This is a genomic window from Haemophilus influenzae (assembly GCF_001457655.1).
GTDB classification, from domain to species: domain Bacteria; phylum Pseudomonadota; class Gammaproteobacteria; order Enterobacterales; family Pasteurellaceae; genus Haemophilus; species Haemophilus influenzae.
This window is the reverse complement of sequence record NZ_LN831035.1, coordinates 69,318-88,629: the sequence shown is the minus strand read 5'-3', so window position 1 is coordinate 88,629 and position 19,312 is coordinate 69,318. Positions and strand designations below refer to the sequence as shown.

Here is a 19,312-nt window from a genome sequence, read left to right as displayed (position 1 = left end):
ATTAAATTTTAACTTCTCGTTTAAGTATTTACTTTTGAGTGATTTAAATCACGTAAATTTTTATTTTAAGGCAATAAATGAATAATAAAATTAGTGTTTATGATAAAGATAATTTCTTTGAGCTTTATCAGAAACTCCGTGCAAATCCAATTAGCCTCAATGAAATTATCGAAAAGCCCACCATGCTTTCATTGTTGCCTAATTTAAAAGGGAAGAAATTACTCGATTTAGGCTGTGGTACGGGAGGGCATTTACAACTTTATTTAGAACGAGGGGCGGCTAAAGTAATTGGAACTGATCTTTCCGAAAAAATGCTCGAACAAGCTGAAAAAGATCTTCAAAAGTGCGGTCAATTTTCAGGGCGTTTTTCCTTATATCACTTACCAATAGAAAAATTAGCTGAGTTACCAGAAAGTCATTTCGATGTGATTACTAGCTCTTTTGCCTTTCATTATATTGAAAATTTTCCGACATTATTATCAACGATCCATGACAAACTCTCGTCTAATGGCACATTAATTTTCTCACAAGAACATCCGATAACTACCTGCCATAAAGAGGGAGAACGCTGGGAAAAAAATGACAAAAAACAGCAAGTCGCTTATCGTTTAAATCATTACCGAGAAGAGGGCGAACGCAATAGAAATTGGTTCAAACAACCTTTTCAAACCTATCATCGAACAACAGCAACAATTATCAATAATTTAATTCATGCAAGGTTTCAAATTGAGCAAATGGAAGAACCCATGCTTGCTGACCAACCGCAATGGCATAATGAATTTAAAGATTTATCACACCGACCACCATTGTTATTTATCAAAGCAAGAAAAGTGGAGAAATAAACAAAATAAACTGGTTTTTAACCGCACTTTATGGTATAAATCGCCCCGCTGTTTTTGCCTTTCAAAAGCAGTTTTTTAATTACTAACAACACACACATATTAACAAGGCTTAATCGGGGTGCCAAACGGTCGATTAGCTGATATGTGGAGGCTCAACCCCAACAAAAGGAAAATATTATGGCACAAGTTTCAATGCGCGACATGATCAACGCAGGCGTACACTTCGGACACCAAACTCGTTACTGGAACCCACAAATGAAACCTTTCATTTTTGGTGCTCGTAACGGTGTTCACATCATCAATCTTGAAAAAACTTTACCTTTATTCAACGAAGCTTTAGCGGAATTAACTCGCATTGCTAGCAACAACGGTAAAGTATTATTCGTTGGTACAAAACGTGCAGCGTCTGAAGCAGTTCAAGCAGCAGCATTAGATTGTCAGCAATATTACGTAAACCACCGTTGGTTAGGTGGTATGTTGACTAACTGGAAAACCGTTCGTCAATCAATTAAACGTTTAAAAGATTTAGAAACCCAATCTCAAGACGGTACTTTTGATAAATTAACCAAAAAAGAAGCGTTAATGCGTAGCCGTGAGATGGAAAAACTTGAATTAAGCCTTGGCGGTATCAAAGATATGGGCGGCTTACCAGATGCGTTATTCGTTATCGGTGCAGACCACGAACATATCGCTGTTAAAGAAGCAAACAACCTAGGTATTCCTGTATTTGCTATCGTTGATACTAACTCAACACCAGCTGGCGTAGATTTCGTTATCCCTGGTAACGATGATGCGACTCGTGCTATCCAACTTTACGTTTCTGCAGCTGCAGCAGCGGTTAAAGAAGGTCGTGGTAACGAAGCTCAAGTTGCTGAAGAATTAGCAGCTGACGCAGAATAATTTAAGTTTTGCAATAAGGCGAAGCCCTTAATAATCAAGCGATTAATTGGCATAGGGGCTAAAATTTAGCCCCTATATTTTTATCTAAAAGTGCGGTCAAAATAAACCGCATTTTCGACAGAGGATTTTAAAAATGGCTGAAATCACAGCATCATTAGTAAAAGAACTTCGTGACCGTACTGGCGCAGGTATGATGGAATGTAAAAAAGCATTAGTTGAAGCAAACGGTGATATTGAGTTAGCAATCGACAATATGCGTAAATCTGGTCAAGCTAAAGCAGCTAAAAAAGCAGGCCGTGTTGCAGCTGAAGGTGTTATCCTTGCTCGTGTAGAAAATGGTTTCGGTGTATTAGTTGAAATGAACTGTGAAACTGACTTCGTAGCAAAAGATGCAGGTTTCTTAGGTTTAGCAAACGAAGTAGCTGATTTCGCAGCAGCAAACAAAGGTACCACTATCGAAGCATTACAAGCGCAATTTGAAGAAAAACGTGCTGCATTAGTTGCTAAAATCGGTGAGAACATGAATATTCGTCGTGTTGCTTACCTAGATGGTCAAGTAATTGCACAATACTTACACGGTGCAAAAATTGGCGTATTAGTTGCGGGCGAAGGTTCTGCTGATGAACTGAAAAAAGTAGCAATGCACGTAGCTGCATCTAAACCTGAATTCGTGAACCCAGAAGATGTATCTGCTGAAGTGGTTGAACACGAACGCCAAATCCAAATCGATATTGCGATCAACTCTGGTAAACCAAAAGAAATCGCAGAGAAAATGGTTGAAGGTCGTATGAAGAAATTCACTGGTGAAGTTTCATTAACAGGTCAAGCATTTGTAATGGATCCTTCTGTATCTGTAGGGGATTTCTTAAAATCAGTAAATACTTCTGTTTCTAACTTCATTCGTTTAGAAGTAGGCGAAGGTATTGAGAAAAAAGAAGAAGATTTTGCTGCTGAAGTTGCAAAAATCACTGGCGGTAACGCATAATTCTTTAACGATAAAAAATGTATGCTTGTAAGCCCAATTTAAAGTTGGGCTTATTTATTTTTAAAAGAATTTCAACTTATTTCGTTAAGTAAATTTTATACACATAAAAATCTGCATTTTAATCAGTTATTAAACTTGTAATGATGGGGTATCAATTAAGAAATTTTCTTTTCTAATGCTTTTAAGCGTTTATGTATGCCATCAATGCCTAATGTTAGAGCTGCCGTTTTACGCCATTCTTTATTCGTTTGCAATGGAATACCAGAGGAATATACGCCAGGCTCTGTAATTGGGCGCATAACCATTCCCATTCCAGTAATGGTTACTTTATCACAAATTTCCATATGACCATTAATCACACTTGCACCACCAATTAAGCAATAGCGACCAACAGTTAAGCTACCTGCCATAATAACTCCACCCGCAACCGCTGTACCAGTGCCAATATGAACATTATGCGCAATTTGACAAAGGTTATCGATAATAACGTTATCTTCAATAATCGTGGCATCTAATGCACCTCTGTCAATACAGGTATTCGCACCAATCTCAACGTTATTACCAATTATTACTTGACCAACTTGTGGAATTTTAATCCAACGACCACGATCATTTGCATAACCAAAACCATCACTACCGATAACTGTTCCTGATTGAATTAAGCAATTAGCTCCAATCTCAACGTTATGGTAAACAGTGACATTAGCCCAGAGCTGAGTGCCTGAATCTATCTTGGTATTTTTACCAACAAAGCAATTTGCACCAATGATCACGTTATCACCAAGTACAACACCTTCTTCAATCACTGCGTTCGCACCAATAGATACATTTTCGCCCAATAAAACGTCATCAAAAATGACCGCACTTTTTGCGATTCCTTGTGCTGCTTTTGGCGTGCTATCCATATATTGAGCTAAAATTGCGTAAGCCACATAAGGATCTTTAACAATAAGTAAATTGCTTTCTGGAGAACAGTGTTCAACATCCTCTTCAGAAACAACCAAAATCCCTGCTTTAGAATCTTTCAATAATGCACGAAATTTTATGTTAGAAATAAAAGTGAGTTGATTTGATTGGGCTTTATCGAGAGGCGCGATATTCTCAACAACAACATCGGCGTTACCGCGAACGGTAGCGCCGATTTGAGTTGCCAATTCTTGTAAAGAATAGGATTTTTGCATTATGAGAACCTATTATTTTTTCTCTTGTGCTTTTTCAGAAGCAGGAATAGATTTTAATACTTCTTCAGTAATATCTTTACCTTCTACCGCAAATACAACTGAATTTGCATCAAGCACATAAGTATAACCTTTTGCTTTTGCTAAATTATTTGTCGCAGTTTGAATGCTATCTAATAATTTACCACGTTCTTCAGCTTGACGTTTTTCATTTTGAGCTTGGAATTCTTGAACTTTTTTATCTTGTTCTTGCATTAATTTTTGTAATTCAGCATCTTCAGCCGCACCTAATTTATTAATTTCCTGTTGGCGTTTTTGAATATCAGCTTGACGTAAGCGAGGTGCATCTTTTTCTAAAGCCGCAACTTTTGCTTCTACTTTTTTACGAGCAGCAGCAATTTTATCATCAACTTCTTTTTTGCTTGCTGCTAATTTTTCAGCTACAGGTTTAAATTCAGCATCAAGTTTATCTGCTACCGCTTGGCGATCTGGGTGATGTTGAAAAATATAACCTGCATTAATGAAAGCAATTTTTTCTTCAGCGGAAGCATAGCCTGAAGCAAGTGCAATACCTAAAGCAAGTGCGGTTACTTTTGCGATGTTTTTCATTTGATAAATATCCTTAATTAAATGATGGGTTTAATATTTTCTCTGCCCAATTAAATTAGACAGAGAACGTTGTTTTTGAGTTCTGATGAAGAAAAAAGTTCAATTTATTAGAAAGAACCCCCAATACTAAATTGGAACTGTTCGACATCATCATTTTCATATTTTTTAATTGGTTTAGCATAAGAAAATACCAATGGTCCAATAGGAGATTGCCATTGGAATCCGACACCTGTAGAGGCGCGAATACGGCTTGATTTGCCATAATCAGGCAATCTTGCTAATACATTGCTATCTAATCCAGTTTTATCTGATTTCCATTTTGTATTCCAAACACTTGCCGCATCAACAAATAGGGAGGTTCGGACTGTATTTTGGCTTTTATCGCTCACAAATGGAGTTGGCACAATTAATTCTGCAGTTGCGGTTGCAATTGCATTGCCACCAACAACATCTGAGCTGACTTTTGTAAATTTATTATTATTATTTTTTTTATTATTATTATTATTATTTTGATCTTGGTAAATTGCGTTAGGACCAATACTACCATAAGCAAAACCACGTAATGAGCCGATGCCACCCGCTGTATAAGTTTGATAGAACGGTAAACGCTTGTTTCCGAAACCATTTGCATATCCTGCAGATGCTTTTGCAGATACAACCCAGAGGTGATCTCTGTCTAATGGGTAGAAACCCTGTACGTCTGCACTTAGTTTGTAGTATTTGTTATCAGAACCTGGAATTGTAACTCGTCCACCAAGACTTGCTTTAACCCCTTTAGTTGGGAAATAGCCTCTATTAAGGCTGTTATAGTTCCAACCAAAAGAAAAATCAAAGTCATTTGTTTTAATGCCATTACCTTTAAATTTCATTGATTGAATATATAAATTACGGTTATATTCTAGAGCAAAGTTACTAATTTTATTATAGGTATGGCCTAATCCTACATAATAGGAGTTATTTTCATTTACAGGGAAACCTAAAGTAACATTACTTCCATAAGTCGTACGCTTATAGTTAGAGGATGTATCACTTTTAGAGTTATCGTAGTTTTCAAAGAAAACATTTCCACCAAGACTTACACCATCTTTAGTAAAATAGGGCTCGGTATAACCCAAATTGACACTCGTACCATAATCATTTTTCGTACCAGCTATACTTACTGCCGCCCCTGTTCCTAAGAAATTATCTTGTTTAATACTTGCTTGATAACTAATACCACTCTCTGTACCGTAACCAATACCAAAGTTGATACTACCCGTGTTACGTTCTTTGACTTTATATACGACATCCACTTCATCATTACTACCATTGATAGGATCAATTCGGTTTTCGACTGTTTCGAAGAAACCTGTACGATCTAAGCGAATTTTTCCTAACTCAACTAATTGTGAATTATACCAAGTTCCTTCTTGTTGGCGCATTTCCTGACGTAAAGTGCTATCAGCAGAAACGGTATTTCCTTCAAAGCGAAGTTGGCGAACAGTTAAACGTCGTCCAGCATCAACAACAAGGGTTATCGCTAATGTTTTATTTGCATCATCAAAATCAGGTACTGAATTTACCGTTGCGCTACCGTAACCGCGTTCTCCAAGTTTTGCTTTAATTGCATTTTCTACATCTGCAATATCACTACGGCGGAAAGTATCATTTAAATGTAATGCTGAAAGTAAAGGTTCAAGCTCGGCAGACATACCTCCCAGATTACCTATAATGCGTGCACTACGAAGGTCATACTGTAAACCTTCATTTACATCAATGGTTACATTAACTTTTGTTTTTTCATCATTTAGCTGAACATCCGTTTTAGTAATTTGTGCTTTGGCATAGCCATTATTTAAATAATAATCACGAATTGACTGCAAATCTTTCTCGAATTGCGCACCTTCAAATTTATTTCCCCATAATTTCCACCAAGAATCAGGTTGTAATTCCATTTGTTCTTGTAATGTACTGCTACTAACAGATTCGTTCCCCTTGAAAGTTAATGATGCCAATTTTGCTTTATCATCTTCATTGATTTGAATTAAAATTTCAGCGCGATTATTTGGTAGCGTATTGACAATAGGTTCAACGGTTGCGTTATAGCGACCTACACTTGCATAGTGCTCTTTTACACTTTTGGCAAATTCATTTAATTTTTCTCGAATTAAAACATCGCCAACTTTAAACCCGTTAGCATCTAAGTTTTGTTTTAGTGCTTCAGTGGGAATAATAGAGTTACCTTTGATTTTAACATCTGAAATGATCGATTTAGCCACAACGCTAACAACAAGCACATCGCCTTCTTGATGCGCTTTCACATCATCGAATCGACCACTTACGAATAAAGAGCGGACAATATTAGCCACATCATTGTCAGTCACACGCTGACCGGCACGAACAGGTAAACTTGCTCGGATTTGTTGTTCTAAGTCACCTTGAACACCATCCACACGAATATCTTTTGCCACAAAAGGTGCGGCAAACACAGTCGTTGTCGTACCGAATAATAAACTTGCGATTAGAAGTTTTTTCATCGATTGTATCCTATATAAATTATAGACGTAAAAAATCATTAAATAATGCAAACACCGTTAAGCTTAATAACAGTGCTGCGCCAATTCGATAACAGATGCTTTGCACCCGCTCAGAAACAGGTTTTCCTTTAACAGCTTCCATTGTTAAAAAAACTAAATGACCGCCATCTAATACTGGTAATGGAAATAAATTCATAATCCCTAAATTTACACTAATCAATGCCATAAAACTTAAAAAATACACCAATCCAATATTTGCTGATGCACCAGCACCTTTTGCAATAGAAATTGGCCCACTTAAATTATTTAATGACAAATCGCCAGTAAGTAATTTCCCTAATATTTTCAAGGTTAAAAGGGAAAGCTGTCCTGTTTTTTCAATGCCTTTTTGTAAAGATTCAAGAATACCATATTTTAATTCAGTACGGTATTCATCCGCTAATTTTGTTAAGGTTGGGCTAACCCCAACAAACCATTTGCCATTTTGATTACGCACTGGAGTGATAATTTTGTCAAGCGTTTCCCCATTACGTTCAACTTTAATAGAAAAAGATTCGCCTTGTTCGACCTGTTTTATAAAATCTTGCCAAGGAAGTGCGGTTAAATTTTCTGTTAAAATTTTATCACCGATTTGTAAACCAGCTTTCTCAGCGGGAGAATTTTGAACAACTTTAGAAAGCACCATTTCAATTTTAGGACGCATAGGCATAATCCCTAATGCCTCAAAAGCACTTTCTTTTTCAGGATCGAATATCCAATTTGTAAGATTTAAAGTCCGTTGTTGTTCAACATTAGAATTGAAAGGAGAAAGGCTAATCTTAACATTAGGTTCCCCCATTTTTGTGGCAAGTAGCATATTGATGGTTTCCCAATCTTGAGTTTCTTCGCCATCAATTGTAAGAATTTGCGTATTGGGTTCAATGTGGGCTTGTGCTGCGATTGAGTTTGGTGTTATTAATTCAATCACAGGTTTAACCATTGGCATTCCATAAAGGTAGATGATCCAATAAGCAAAAATTGCAAAAATAAAATTAGCTAAAGGGCCTGCAATAATTACAAATGACCGTTGTAATACGCTTTTACTGTCAAATGCTTGTGATTTTTGCTCAGCAGGAACTACTTCATTACGTCCATCAAGCATTTTTACATAGCCGCCTAAAGGAATCATTGAAATCGCAAATTCTGTACCATATTTGTCAATGCGTTTCCAAATTACTTTTCCAAAACCAATGGAAAAACGATGGACTTTTATACCGCACTTTCTCGCTGCCCAAAAGTGACCATATTCGTGAACGGATACTAATACAGCAATAGCAATGATAAAAGAACCTAGTGACCACAAAAATGACATTAAAAATCCTTATAAGACAAAGAAATAGAAATAGCTGAAAAAAGGTACTGCGGCAGTCAAGCTATCAATGCGATCTAACACACCGCCATGACCAGGAATCAATTGGCTACTGTCTTTAACTCCTGACTCACGTTTAAACATACTTTCAGTTAAATCGCCCAATACTGAAATTGCAACTGTCGCTACAGAAAGAATGATAAATCCAGTAATATTTCGATCGCCTACTAAAGTATTGTTAGAGAAATGAATAAAGATAAAAGCAAGCACTAATGCTGTAATTAAGCCACCAATGACCCCTTCCCAACTTTTACCTGGCGATACTTTAGGGGCAAGTTTACGTTTGCCAAAGGCACGTCCGCTAAAATAAGCACCAGAATCAGCCGCCCAAACAAGTATAAATACGTAAAGTAATAAAAATAAGCCGTGATAAGGATCATGGGTATAGTGTTCTAAACGTAAACGTAATACACCTGCGATAAATGGAATCAACGTAGAAAAGGCAAATAAAAGTTGTAAAAGTGGATTTTTAGACCAAAATTTAGCTGATTTAGGGTAACTGATCACAAGTAACAAAGCTAAACCCCACCAGCTAACAGCATTTATCAATAAAAGCTGAAGATGTTGTTCAAACACACGCCCTGCATCTAAATAGTTACCCTCAGTATAGAGCCATAAGAAGATAAATACGCCTAAAAAGGTAGTCACAAAAAAACGTATCAAAGGTTGTTTAAGACGAGCAAATTGAGTCCATTCCCAGATCCCCAAAGCAGCTACCATACCTAACGCAAGGGCAAAATAAAAAGGTGTGAATAAAAATAGTGCACATAAAACTGCAGCAATTAACACAATAGCAGATAAAACTCGTTGTTTAAGCATAATTTTAATCCGTTGAATTATTCTGTCCCACCAAAACGGCGATGACGTTGTTGATAACTTGCAATAGCACGATTAAATTCTAATTGATTAAAATCGGGCCAAAGTACATCGGAAAAATATAATTCCGCATAGGCAATTTGCCATAATAAAAAGTTGCTTATGCGCTGTTCTCCACTGGTGCGAATTAATAAATCTACAGGTGGTGCATTTTGCGTTGCAAGATGATGTTGAAACGTCGAGTTATTAATATCTGAAACTGACATTTCTTCTTTTTTAACTTTTTCTGCAATTTGTTTAGCTGCTTGAACAATATCCCAACAACCGCCGTAATTTGCCGCAATATTGAGCGTAAGTGCGGTATTTTTTTCTGTTAAATTTTCCGCTTTTTTGATTTTTTCTTGTAAAGTTTCACTAAAACGAGATACATCGCCAATAATTTTCAGACAAATATTATTTTTATGTAATTTTTTTACTTCTCGATCTAAGGCTTGCATAAAAAGCGACATTAACGCGCTGATTTCTTGTTCTGGGCGACTCCAATTTTCGCTACTAAAGGCATAAAGTGTGAGTACTTTCACACCGATTTGTCGTGCATAAGCCACTGCCTTGCGTACTGCAGTAACGCCATTGGTGTGTCCAAAAATTCGCATTTTATTTTTCTGTTTTGCCCAACGACCATTACCATCCATAATAATGGCAACGTGTTTTGGTATATTTGTTTGATCCAACTCTATCATTATTTTTATTATTGAGAGACCTCTATAAATTTGGTGGTAAACTATATCATAAGTTATATTGGCTTGCCATGGATTCCTTTGTTCTAATCTGTTCTGCAAAAATTGAAAATTTATTGTGAAAAACAACTAAAAAACCACCGCACTTTTTATTTCTCTCCCTATTAATTTTTGCCATTTTACGGTATTCTATGGCACATTTTCTATTGTCAAAATGCTGCAAAAGTGCGGTTAAAATTTAAGGTGATTTTATGCAAGAACAATATCGCCCCGATATGATCGAACCAAAGGTTCAACAATATTGGGCAGAAAATAAAGTTTTCAAAGCAATCAAAGACGAATCTAAAGAAAAATATTACTGTCTTTCTATGTTCCCATATCCTTCTGGCCGCCTGCATATGGGGCATGTACGTAACTATACTATTGGTGATGTCATTTCTCGTTATCAACGCATGTTAGGTAAAAACGTGTTGCAACCCTTTGGTTGGGATGCTTTCGGCTTACCAGCAGAAGGTGCTGCAATCAAAAACAAAACTGCGCCTGCTAAATGGACATACGAAAACATTGCCTACATGAAAAAACAACTTCAGCTTTTAGGCTTTGGTTTCGACTGGGATCGTGAAATCGCAACCTGTAAACCAGAATACTACAAATGGGAACAATGGTTCTTCACAGAGCTTTACAAAAAAGGCTTAGTGTACAAAAAAACCTCAACCGTAAACTGGTGCCCGAATGATGAAACAGTGCTCGCAAACGAGCAAGTACACGAAGGTTGTTGCTGGCGTTGTGATACACCGGTGGAACAAAAAGAAATCCCACAATGGTTTATCAAAATTACTGACTATGCAGAGCAATTATTAGGTGGTTTAGATACCCTTCCGCAATGGCCTGATATGGTAAAAACCATGCAACGTAACTGGATTGGTCGTTCTGAAGGGGTAGAAATTACCTTTGATGTTGCAAATACCAACGAAAAAGTGGCGGTTTACACCACGCGTCCAGATACCTTTTACGGCGTGAGTTATTTAGGCATTGCTGCAGCACATCCATTAGCAAGTTTAGCGGCTCAAAATAATCCTGAATTAGCCGCCTTTATCCAAGAAGCGAAAAACGCCAAAGTGGCAGAAGCTGATCTTGCGACAATGGAGAAAAAAGGAATGGCAACGGGCTTGTTCGCCATTCATCCATTGACGGGGGATAAATTACCGATTTGGGTCGCTAATTTCGTGTTAATGCACTACGGTACTGGCGCAGTAATGGCGGTTCCAGCTCACGACCAACGTGACTTTGAATTTGCTCAAAAATACAGTTTGCCAATTAAACAAGTGATCGCACCGCTTGCAGATGAAGAAATTGATTTAACTAAACAAGCTTTCGTTGAGCACGGTAAATTAGTGAACTCAGCTGAATTTGATGGTAAAGACTTTGATGGCGCATTCAACGGCATTGCAGATAAATTAGAAAAATTAGGTGTTGGAAAACGTCAAGTTAATTACCGTTTACGTGACTGGGGCGTTTCTCGCCAACGTTATTGGGGTGCACCAATTCCGATGCTAACCCTTGAAAATGGCGATGTTGTGCCTGCACCGTTAGAAGATTTACCTATTATTCTGCCTGAAGATGTGGTAATGGATGGCGTGAAAAGCCCAATTAAAGCGGATCCAAACTGGGCGAAAACCACTTTCAACGGTGTACCTGCATTAAAAGAAACGGATACCTTTGATACCTTTATGGAATCCTCTTGGTATTACGCGCGCTACACTTGTCCACAATATCAAAATGGCATGCTTGATGCGGAAGAAGCAAACTATTGGTTACCAGTGGATCAATATATCGGTGGTATTGAACATGCAACAATGCACTTGCTCTACTTCCGTTTCTTCCACAAATTGTTACGCGATGCAGGATTTGTAACCAGTGAGGAACCAGCCGATAAATTATTATGTCAAGGTATGGTGCTTGCAGATGCTTTCTACTACACCAGCCCAACCAACGAGCGTATTTGGGTAAGCCCAACCCAAGTGACCCTTGAGCGTGATGAAAAAGGCAGAATTATTAAAGCCACCGATCCTGAAGGGCGTGAACTAGTCCACAGTGGCATGACCAAAATGTCGAAATCTAAAAATAACGGTATTGACCCACAAGAAATGGTAGAAAAATATGGTGCCGATACTGTTCGTCTCTTTATGATGTTTGCCTCTCCAGCAGAAATGACCTTGGAATGGCAAGAATCTGGCGTAGAAGGTGCGAAACGTTTCTTAGGACGTGTTTGGAATTTGGTATATCAATATCAACAGAATCCAGCAAAAACTAGCCTAGATATCACCGCACTTTCAGCCGCGCAAAAATCGCTTCGTCGTGAAGTACATAAAACAATTGCGAAAGTGAGTGATGATATTGGTCGTCGTCAAACATTTAATACTGCGATTGCAGCAGTAATGGAGTTGATGAATAAACTGACTAAGGCTTCCTTAGAAAGCGATCAAGATCGAGCAGTCATGGCGGAAGCATTAAGTGCAGTTGTTCGTATGCTTTATCCAATTACGCCACATATCTGTTTTGAATTATGGCAAGCTCTTGGCAATGAAAGTGCTATTGATACCGCAGAATGGGTAAAAGCCGACGAAGATGCAATGGTAGAAGACGAAAAACTTATTGTGGTACAAGTAAACGGTAAGGTTCGTGGCAAAGTTACCGTTGCGGCAGATGCAGATGAAGAAACAGTCAAAACGATTGCTTTCGCGGATGAAAATGTGAAGAAATTTGTTGATAATCAACATATTGTCAAAGTGATTTATGTCGCAGGTAAATTATTAAACGTAGTAGTGAAACCATAATACGTGGGGTGTGTGAATTCAAAATTCACGCACCATTTTTTATACGTACGTGAAATATTTACATTTTACACGTCCTACAATTAAAGGTAGTTTTTATGATCAAATCAATCAAGACTTTACTGCTTATCGCAACATTAGCAATTCTTTCTGCTTGCGGTTGGCATTTTCAACAGTCGGTTACTATGCCAAATGAATGGCGAACATTAGCCCTTGAAAGTGATGACCCTTATAATGATTTCACTGTTATTATGCGTCGCAAGTTACAGGAAAATCAGGTTAATATTGTTAATGTAAAACAAAATATTCCCATTTTACGTATTAATAAACAGATTACTTCAGATCAAGTCGCATCTATTTTTAAGCACGGACGTGAAGCAGAAAAACTTTTAATATTGGAAGTTGAAGCCACTTTTCGCCTTGCTAATGGCGAAAGCTATCCAATCAATGCGAAAGTAAACCGTACTTTCTTTGATAATGCACGTGCAGCATTAGCCAAATCAGAAGAACGTGAGGTAATTTGGAATGATATGCGCGAGCAAGTAGCGCGTCAATTAATCGTAAAAATAATTGCGTTACAAAATCAAATAAAAAGCAAATAATGAACCGTATTTTTCCAGAGCAACTAAATTATAATCTTGCTCAAGGTTTAGCTAGAGTTTATCTCTCGCATGGGCAAGATCCTTTATTACTTAGTGAAACTGAGGATACTATTTGTCAAGTGGCAAACCAGCAAGGTTTTGATGAAAAAAATAGCATTCAGGTTGATAGCCAAACTGATTGGGTGCAACTTATAGAATCTTGTCAATCTATGGGGTTATTTTTTAGTAAACAAATACTAAGCTTGAATTTACCTGAAAATTTCACCGCACTTTTGCAGAAAAACCTGCAAGAACTTATATCCGTATTGAATAAAGATGTCTTGCTTATTTTACAGGTAGCAAAATTGACTAAAGCGATTGAAAAGCAAGCGTGGTTTATTGCACTTAATCAATATGAACCAAATGTAATACTGATAAATTGTCAAACACCGACGGTAGAAAACTTGCCACGTTGGGTAAAAAATCGTACTAAAGCAATGGGATTAGATGCCGATAATGAAGCAATTCAACAACTTTGTTATAGTTATGAAAATAACCTGTTCGCTCTTAAACAAGCTCTGCAGCTTTTAGATTTGCTCTATCCTGATCATAAACTTAACTACAATCGTGTCATTAGCGCGGTGGAACAATCCTCAATTTTTACACCATTTCAATGGATTGATGCTTTGCTAGTGGGAAAAGCAAATCGTGCTAAACGTATTTTAAAAGGTTTACAAGCTGAAGATGTGCAACCTGTTATTTTATTACGCACACTACAGCGAGAATTATTTACGTTGCTTGAACTCACAAAACCACAGCAACGTATTATGACAACGGAAAAACTTCCAACTCAACAAATTAAGGCTGAATTTGATCGTCTAAAAATCTGGCAAAATCGCCGACCGCTCTTTTTAAGTGCAATTCAACGTTTAACCTACCAAAAGCTCTACGAAATTATCCAAGAACTCGCCAATATTGAACGCCTTGCTAAACAAGAATTTAGTGATGAAGTGTGGATCAAACTCGCTGATTTATCTGTAAAAATTTGTTTGTAGTCACAAGGCAAATAAAATAGACAATATTGAAATAAGATTTTTGATAAAAAAGAAATTTTTTGCTGGAAAAATGGTCCCCCCTACCGGACTTGAACCAGTGACCAAGCGATTATGAGTCGCCTGCTCTAACCGACTGAGCTAAGGGGGGAGAGTGCGGTAATTATAGAGAAATAATCACTTGAAGTCTATAAAAGAAGGGATGATTGACGAAAAATCAACCATCCCTTTTTACATTATTGAAGCACTGAAATATCAGCTACTTGTAAGAATAACCCTTGTAACGTATTTAAAATCGCTAATCGGTTTTGGCGTAGTGCTGGATCTTCAGCATTTACCATCACGTTATCAAAGAAACTGTCTACTGGCGCACGTAAGTTTGCTAATTTATCCAATACTGCGGTGTAATCGCCTTGTGCGATAAGCGGTTGTACTTCAGTGCGTAATGCCAGTACCGCTTCAGCAAGGGCTTTTTCTGCTGGCTCTACGCAAGCGGTTAAATTGATCTCGCCAATTGCCGCACCTGCTTTCGCTAAGATGTTGCTAACACGTTTATTTGCTGCTGCTAACGCTTCCGCTGAATCTAAAGTACGGAAGTGTGAAACCGCACGCACGCGCGCATCAAAATCAGCAGGGCGAGTTGGACGACGTGCCAATACCGCTTGAATTACATCCACCGCAATGCCTTCATCTTGATACCATGCACGGAAACGACCGAGCATGAAGTCTACTACCTCATCAAGGATTTTTTGTTTTGGAACTAAATCATCACCACGTGTAAAGAATGAAACATAACCTTCTGGGTATTCACTAAATCCACCTCTTGTTTTGGCAATAGGTGCATTACGTAGTCTTTCGTTATCAAGTTCTTTATATAAATCAAATGCTTTGCTAATAATGTCATTCAGATCAAGAGGCAAATTTTTCTCAACGATAATACGTAATGCACCTAATGCCGCACGACGTAATGCAAATGGGTCTGCGCTACCTTTTGGTGCTTGGCCGATGCCGAAGATACCCGTTAAGGTGTCAAATTTATCCGCTAAAGCGACCGCACTTGCCACTAAAGACTTAGGTAATTCATCACCCGCAAAGCGTGGCATATATTGTTCGTTTAACGCCACTGCCACTTCTTCATCTTCACCGTCGTGACGAGCATAATGCATACCCATTACGCCTTGCGTATCAGTGAATTCGAATACCATGTTGGTCATCAAATCACATTTTGACAGTAAACCCGCACGTTTTGCTTTCGCTTCATCTGCGCCGATTTGTTTTGCAATTTCGCCTGCAAGTTGTTCAATGCGGTCAGTTTTGTCTTTCAATGTGCCAAGTTGTTGTTGGAACAACACGGTTTCTAAACGTGGTAAACGATCAACCAGTTTTTGTTTTAAGTCGGTTTTGAAGAAGAATTCCGCATCGGTTAAACGTGGACGAACCACTTTTTCGTTCCCTTCGATAATCGCGGTTGGATCTTCTGGGTTGATGTTCGAGACAAAGATAAAGTGCGGTAATAATCTGCCGTCTTTATCATAAATCGGGAAATATTTTTGGTCTCCTTTCATGGTGTAAACCAAGGCTTCCGCAGGCACCGCTAAGAAGCGTTCTTCAAATTTTGCCGCTAAAACATTTGGATATTCCACCAAGGAAGTGACTTCTTCAAGCAGGCTTTCTTCAATGTCAGCCACGCCACCAAGTGCGGTCGCTTTTGCTTGAGATTTTGCCAAAATTTCTGCTTTACGCTCATTGAAATCTGCCACCACAGAACCTTTATCACGCAATAATTGCGGATATTGGTCTGCATGTTGAATGTCAAATTCTTTCTCGCCTAAGAAGCGGTGACCGCGAATGGTGCGAGCACTTGCCACACCTAAAATTTCGCCTTCGATTAACTCATCACCTAACAACATAGTCACAGTGTGAACTGGGCGGATAAATTGCACGGTTTTATCTGCCCAACGCATTGGTTTTGGAATTGGCAATTTCGCTAACGCATTTGCCACAATATCGTTAAGTAAGTTTTTGGTCGGCTGACCTTTAATTTTTGCACGGTGAACGAGCCATTCGCCTTTATCAGTTGCAATGCGTTCTGCTTGCTCAACAGTAATGCCACAACCACGCGCCCAGCCTTCTGCCGCTTTAGTTGGTTTACCTTCCGCATCAAAGGCGGCTGATACTGCAGGCCCTCGTTTTTCGATTTCTTTGCTCGGTTGTTGGGTTGCTAAGTTCAACACTTTTACGGCTAAACGACGCGGTGCCGCAAACCATTCGATTTTATCGAATGATAAACCTGCTTGATTCAATTCCGCCTCAACGTTATCCGCAAAAGAGGTCGCTAATGTTTTGAGAGCTTTTGGTGGCAGCTCTTCTGTGCCGATTTCTACAAGGAAGTTTTGGGTTGTCATTTTGTTTTCTCTGGTAAGGTGCAACTTGCTGCATTGATTACTTATTTACATTTTATCTATCACATCATTAATATTTTCAATAATATATTCATGATTTTCTAAAATCCAAAGAAGAGATTTAATTCTTGTCTGATTATCATACTTATTAGTTGTGAATTTACCATAAAAGTTACCTTCATTATCAACAATCACTGGCCCACTTGTAGAATACTTATTCCAAGGACTTTCACTGTTATACTTAGAGCCATAAGTTCCGTATTTATTCCAAATACTATCGCTATTATATTTAGAGCCGAATTCACCATATTTATTCCAAATTGATGAGTTATCATGTTTACTACAGTTCAAACAGCCTAAAAATTTATCATGATTATCTCCACCAAAAAGCAAATATGCTGGTGCTGCAAAGGTATTTATTGATAAAAATAATAATGGGGGTAACAAAAATTTCTGTAATGTCATAGCATTTTCCTTAGATTAATATAATTGATTCAATGTGGAGTGAGAATTTTAATAGCTCACACACGATTTAATTGTTTTCTTCGTTTAACTTCTGCCACAAACGCAAGCGTTTGTGGCAGAGGTTAATCCAACCTCATACTCAATCAGTCCTTACATTCTCTAAAAACAAATAAATCTGCTCTACTACCGCTTCAATTTTACGCATGACTTCATCATTGCTAAACCGCATCACTGTAAAACCAAGTGAATTTAATTCTGCATCTCGCAATGCATCTTTTTCCTGATAATCAGGTTTATAGTGCTGACTACCATCTAATTCAATAATCAGCTTTGTCTTTGCACAATAAAAATCAACGATATAACTTAAAAGTGGCTTTTGTCGATTAAATCGAAATCCTAATAATTGATCTCGATTGATGCGTTGCCATAGCTTTCTTTCTGTATCCGTTTGATCCGCTCGCAGTTTCTGCGAATTCAGCTTTAAGTATTTTTCATAGGGTTGCATGAAAACTGCTGTTCTATCTTTCCCAAAACTTAAAAAATTACTTTTAACTTTGATAGGTCTAAAACAACATCGCCATTTGGTAATAACAATGCAGGAATGCCTAAATAGCCATTTGCTTTCGAGTTATCAAATTCTGCACTGCTATCGCGTAAACGAATGAATTGTTTGAGATTAGGTAATGAAGTCATAATTTCTACTTCATCGTAATCCACACCTAAGCGATCCAACTCCGCGACAAATGGCGCGGTATCTGGGCATGTTTCTGCATAAAAAAGAATGGGTTTGCTCATTTTGCTCTCCTAAAGTGCGGTCAAATTTCACCGCACTTTTTTGAATTACCTTTAAATGTTATTTTTTACAACCTGGGAAACCTAAGGCTTCACGGCTTGCATAATAGGCTTCCGCCACGCCTTTGGTTAAGGCACGAATGCGTAAAATATAGCGCTGGCGTTCGGTGACCGAAATTGCTTTACGCGCATCTAATAAGTTAAAGCTGTGTGCTGCTTTCAAAATACGTTCATAAGCTGGCAATGGTAACGGTTTTTCTAAGGCTAATAACTCTTGTGCTTCTTTTTCGTATTGATCGAAGCAGTAGAATAAGAAATCGGTGTTTGCGTGTTCAAAGTTATAGGTTGATTGCTCAACTTCATTTTGATGGAAAACATCGCCATAAGTGGTTTTGCCTAATGGACCGTCAGACCAAACTAAGTCATACACAGAATCTACGCCTTGAATGTACATCGCTAAACGCTCTAAACCGTAAGTCACTTCACCTGTTACGGGTTTACATTCTAAGCCACCCACTTGTTGGAAATAGGTAAACTGGGTTACTTCCATACCGTTTAGCCATACTTCCCAACCCAAGCCCCATGCACCTAATGTTGGGTTTTCCCAGTTATCTTCCACGAAACGGATGTCGTTTTGTGTTGGATCGAAACCGAGCATTTCAAGCGAGCCTAAATAAAGTTCTTGAATATTATCTGGAGAAGGTTTGATCACTACTTGGAATTGATAGTAGTGTTGTAAACGGTTTGGGTTTTCACCGTAGCGACCGTCCGTTGGGCGGCGTGAAGGTTGAACATAAGCAAATGCCATTGGCTCTGGGCCTAATGCGCGCAATGCGGTCATTGGGTGAGAAGTACCTGCGCCCACTTCCATATCAAAAGGTTGCACAATGGTGCAGCCTTGGTTTGCCCAATATTCTTGCAGGGCTAAAATCATACCTTGGAATGTTTTTACGTTAAATTTTGTACTCATAATCGTTGATCTAATGTGATTAAAAATGTTGGTATTATACTTGAATCCGTAAAAGGGATAAAGGCGAAAAATGCGGTTGAAAATCAGGCTTTATAAAGATATCAAGTAAGTAATTTGGAATATTTAGGTAGATTTTAAGTTTTTTTAATTATAGTTTTTTTTGATTAATTTAATAGATTTCGATTGTTTAAACCTTTCTATATGATACGCAAGAAATTCATTTCA

Annotated in this window: 17 protein-coding genes and 1 tRNA gene; 6 read left to right on the top strand and 12 right to left on the bottom strand. The window is 38.0% G+C overall.

Annotation, left to right across the window (positions count from 1 at the left end; all coding sequences use genetic code 11):
* Positions 1 to 77: 77 nt before the first annotated feature.
* From AT683_RS00420 to tsf, 3 genes are all read left to right on the top strand, one after another.
* The gene (locus AT683_RS00420; protein WP_011272284.1) at positions 78 to 842 is read left to right on the top strand and encodes a class I SAM-dependent methyltransferase; all 765 of its coding nucleotides are present in this window, start codon (positions 78 to 80) and stop codon (positions 840 to 842) included.
* Between the two features lie 177 nt (positions 843 to 1,019).
* Positions 1,020 to 1,742, top strand: coding sequence for a 30S ribosomal protein S2 (gene rpsB, locus AT683_RS00415; protein WP_005645552.1), 723 nt, complete (start codon positions 1,020 to 1,022; stop codon positions 1,740 to 1,742).
* Between the two features lie 133 nt (positions 1,743 to 1,875).
* Positions 1,876 to 2,727, top strand: coding sequence for a translation elongation factor Ts (gene tsf / locus AT683_RS00410; protein WP_005648092.1), 852 nt, complete (start codon positions 1,876 to 1,878; stop codon positions 2,725 to 2,727).
* A 155-nt stretch (positions 2,728 to 2,882) separates the two neighbouring features.
* Here the strand turns inward: tsf and lpxD are convergent, their stop codons facing one another.
* The 6 genes from lpxD to uppS all read right to left on the bottom strand — a co-directional run bounded on the left by lpxD (position 2,883) and on the right by uppS (position 9,994).
* Positions 2,883 to 3,908: a UDP-3-O-(3-hydroxymyristoyl)glucosamine N-acyltransferase gene (gene lpxD, locus AT683_RS00405; RefSeq protein WP_038440300.1), complete on the bottom strand. Its 1,026-nt coding sequence runs from the start codon at positions 3,906 to 3,908 to the stop codon at positions 2,883 to 2,885.
* Between the two features lie 12 nt (positions 3,909 to 3,920).
* Positions 3,921 to 4,514, bottom strand: a complete 594-nt coding sequence (locus AT683_RS00400) for an OmpH/Skp family outer membrane protein (RefSeq protein WP_005648089.1) — start codon at positions 4,512 to 4,514, stop codon at positions 3,921 to 3,923.
* Positions 4,515 to 4,621: 107 nt separating this feature from the next.
* Positions 4,622 to 7,030 carry an outer membrane protein assembly factor BamA gene (gene bamA / locus AT683_RS00395; RefSeq protein ID WP_058222139.1) on the bottom strand — a complete coding sequence of 803 codons (2,409 nt, stop codon included), beginning with the start codon at positions 7,028 to 7,030 and terminating at the stop codon, positions 4,622 to 4,624.
* A 19-nt stretch (positions 7,031 to 7,049) separates the two neighbouring features.
* Positions 7,050 to 8,381: an RIP metalloprotease RseP gene (gene rseP, locus AT683_RS00390; RefSeq protein WP_058222138.1), complete on the bottom strand. Its 1,332-nt coding sequence runs from the start codon at positions 8,379 to 8,381 to the stop codon at positions 7,050 to 7,052.
* 9 nt (positions 8,382 to 8,390) lie between these two features.
* Positions 8,391 to 9,257 (bottom strand): phosphatidate cytidylyltransferase, encoded by an 867-nt coding sequence (locus AT683_RS00385; protein WP_058222137.1) that lies wholly within the window; start codon positions 9,255 to 9,257, stop codon positions 8,391 to 8,393.
* Positions 9,258 to 9,274: 17 nt separating this feature from the next.
* Entirely contained in the window at positions 9,275 to 9,994 is a 720-nt protein-coding gene (uppS, locus tag AT683_RS00380) for a polyprenyl diphosphate synthase (RefSeq protein ID WP_058222136.1), read from the bottom strand.
* Positions 9,995 to 10,242: 248 nt separating this feature from the next.
* On the opposite strand from uppS, the gene leuS reads away from it, so the two are divergent.
* From leuS to holA, 3 genes are all read left to right on the top strand, one after another.
* The gene (gene leuS / locus AT683_RS00375) at positions 10,243 to 12,828 is read left to right on the top strand and encodes a leucine--tRNA ligase (protein ID WP_038440297.1); all 2,586 of its coding nucleotides are present in this window, start codon (positions 10,243 to 10,245) and stop codon (positions 12,826 to 12,828) included.
* A 95-nt stretch (positions 12,829 to 12,923) separates the two neighbouring features.
* Complete coding sequence (locus tag AT683_RS00370) at positions 12,924 to 13,427, top strand: LPS-assembly lipoprotein LptE (RefSeq protein ID WP_038440296.1); 504 nt, start codon at positions 12,924 to 12,926, stop codon at positions 13,425 to 13,427.
* Entirely contained in the window at positions 13,427 to 14,461 is a 1,035-nt protein-coding gene (holA, locus tag AT683_RS00365; protein ID WP_038440295.1) for a DNA polymerase III subunit delta, read from the top strand. Before AT683_RS00370 ends, holA begins: the two co-directional genes overlap by 1 nt.
* 71 nt (positions 14,462 to 14,532) lie before the next feature.
* Here holA and AT683_RS00360 read toward each other — a convergent pair.
* The 6 genes from AT683_RS00360 to glyQ all read right to left on the bottom strand — a co-directional run bounded on the left by AT683_RS00360 (position 14,533) and on the right by glyQ (position 19,087).
* Positions 14,533 to 14,609, bottom strand: a tRNA-Ile gene (locus tag AT683_RS00360).
* 85 nt (positions 14,610 to 14,694) lie between these two features.
* Entirely contained in the window at positions 14,695 to 16,863 is a 2,169-nt protein-coding gene (glyS, locus tag AT683_RS00355; protein WP_038440294.1) for a glycine--tRNA ligase subunit beta, read from the bottom strand.
* 45 nt (positions 16,864 to 16,908) lie between these two features.
* Complete coding sequence (locus tag AT683_RS00350) at positions 16,909 to 17,325, bottom strand: hypothetical protein (RefSeq protein ID WP_005655886.1); 417 nt, start codon at positions 17,323 to 17,325, stop codon at positions 16,909 to 16,911.
* Between the two features lie 139 nt (positions 17,326 to 17,464).
* Complete coding sequence (locus AT683_RS00345) at positions 17,465 to 17,830, bottom strand: endonuclease domain-containing protein (RefSeq protein ID WP_038440293.1); 366 nt, start codon at positions 17,828 to 17,830, stop codon at positions 17,465 to 17,467.
* Positions 17,831 to 17,859: 29 nt separating this feature from the next.
* Positions 17,860 to 18,120 (bottom strand): hypothetical protein, encoded by a 261-nt coding sequence (locus AT683_RS00340; RefSeq protein WP_005693272.1) that lies wholly within the window; start codon positions 18,118 to 18,120, stop codon positions 17,860 to 17,862.
* A 58-nt stretch (positions 18,121 to 18,178) separates the two neighbouring features.
* Positions 18,179 to 19,087: a glycine--tRNA ligase subunit alpha gene (gene glyQ / locus AT683_RS00335; protein ID WP_005632923.1), complete on the bottom strand. Its 909-nt coding sequence runs from the start codon at positions 19,085 to 19,087 to the stop codon at positions 18,179 to 18,181.
* Positions 19,088 to 19,312: the final 225 nt, after the last annotated feature.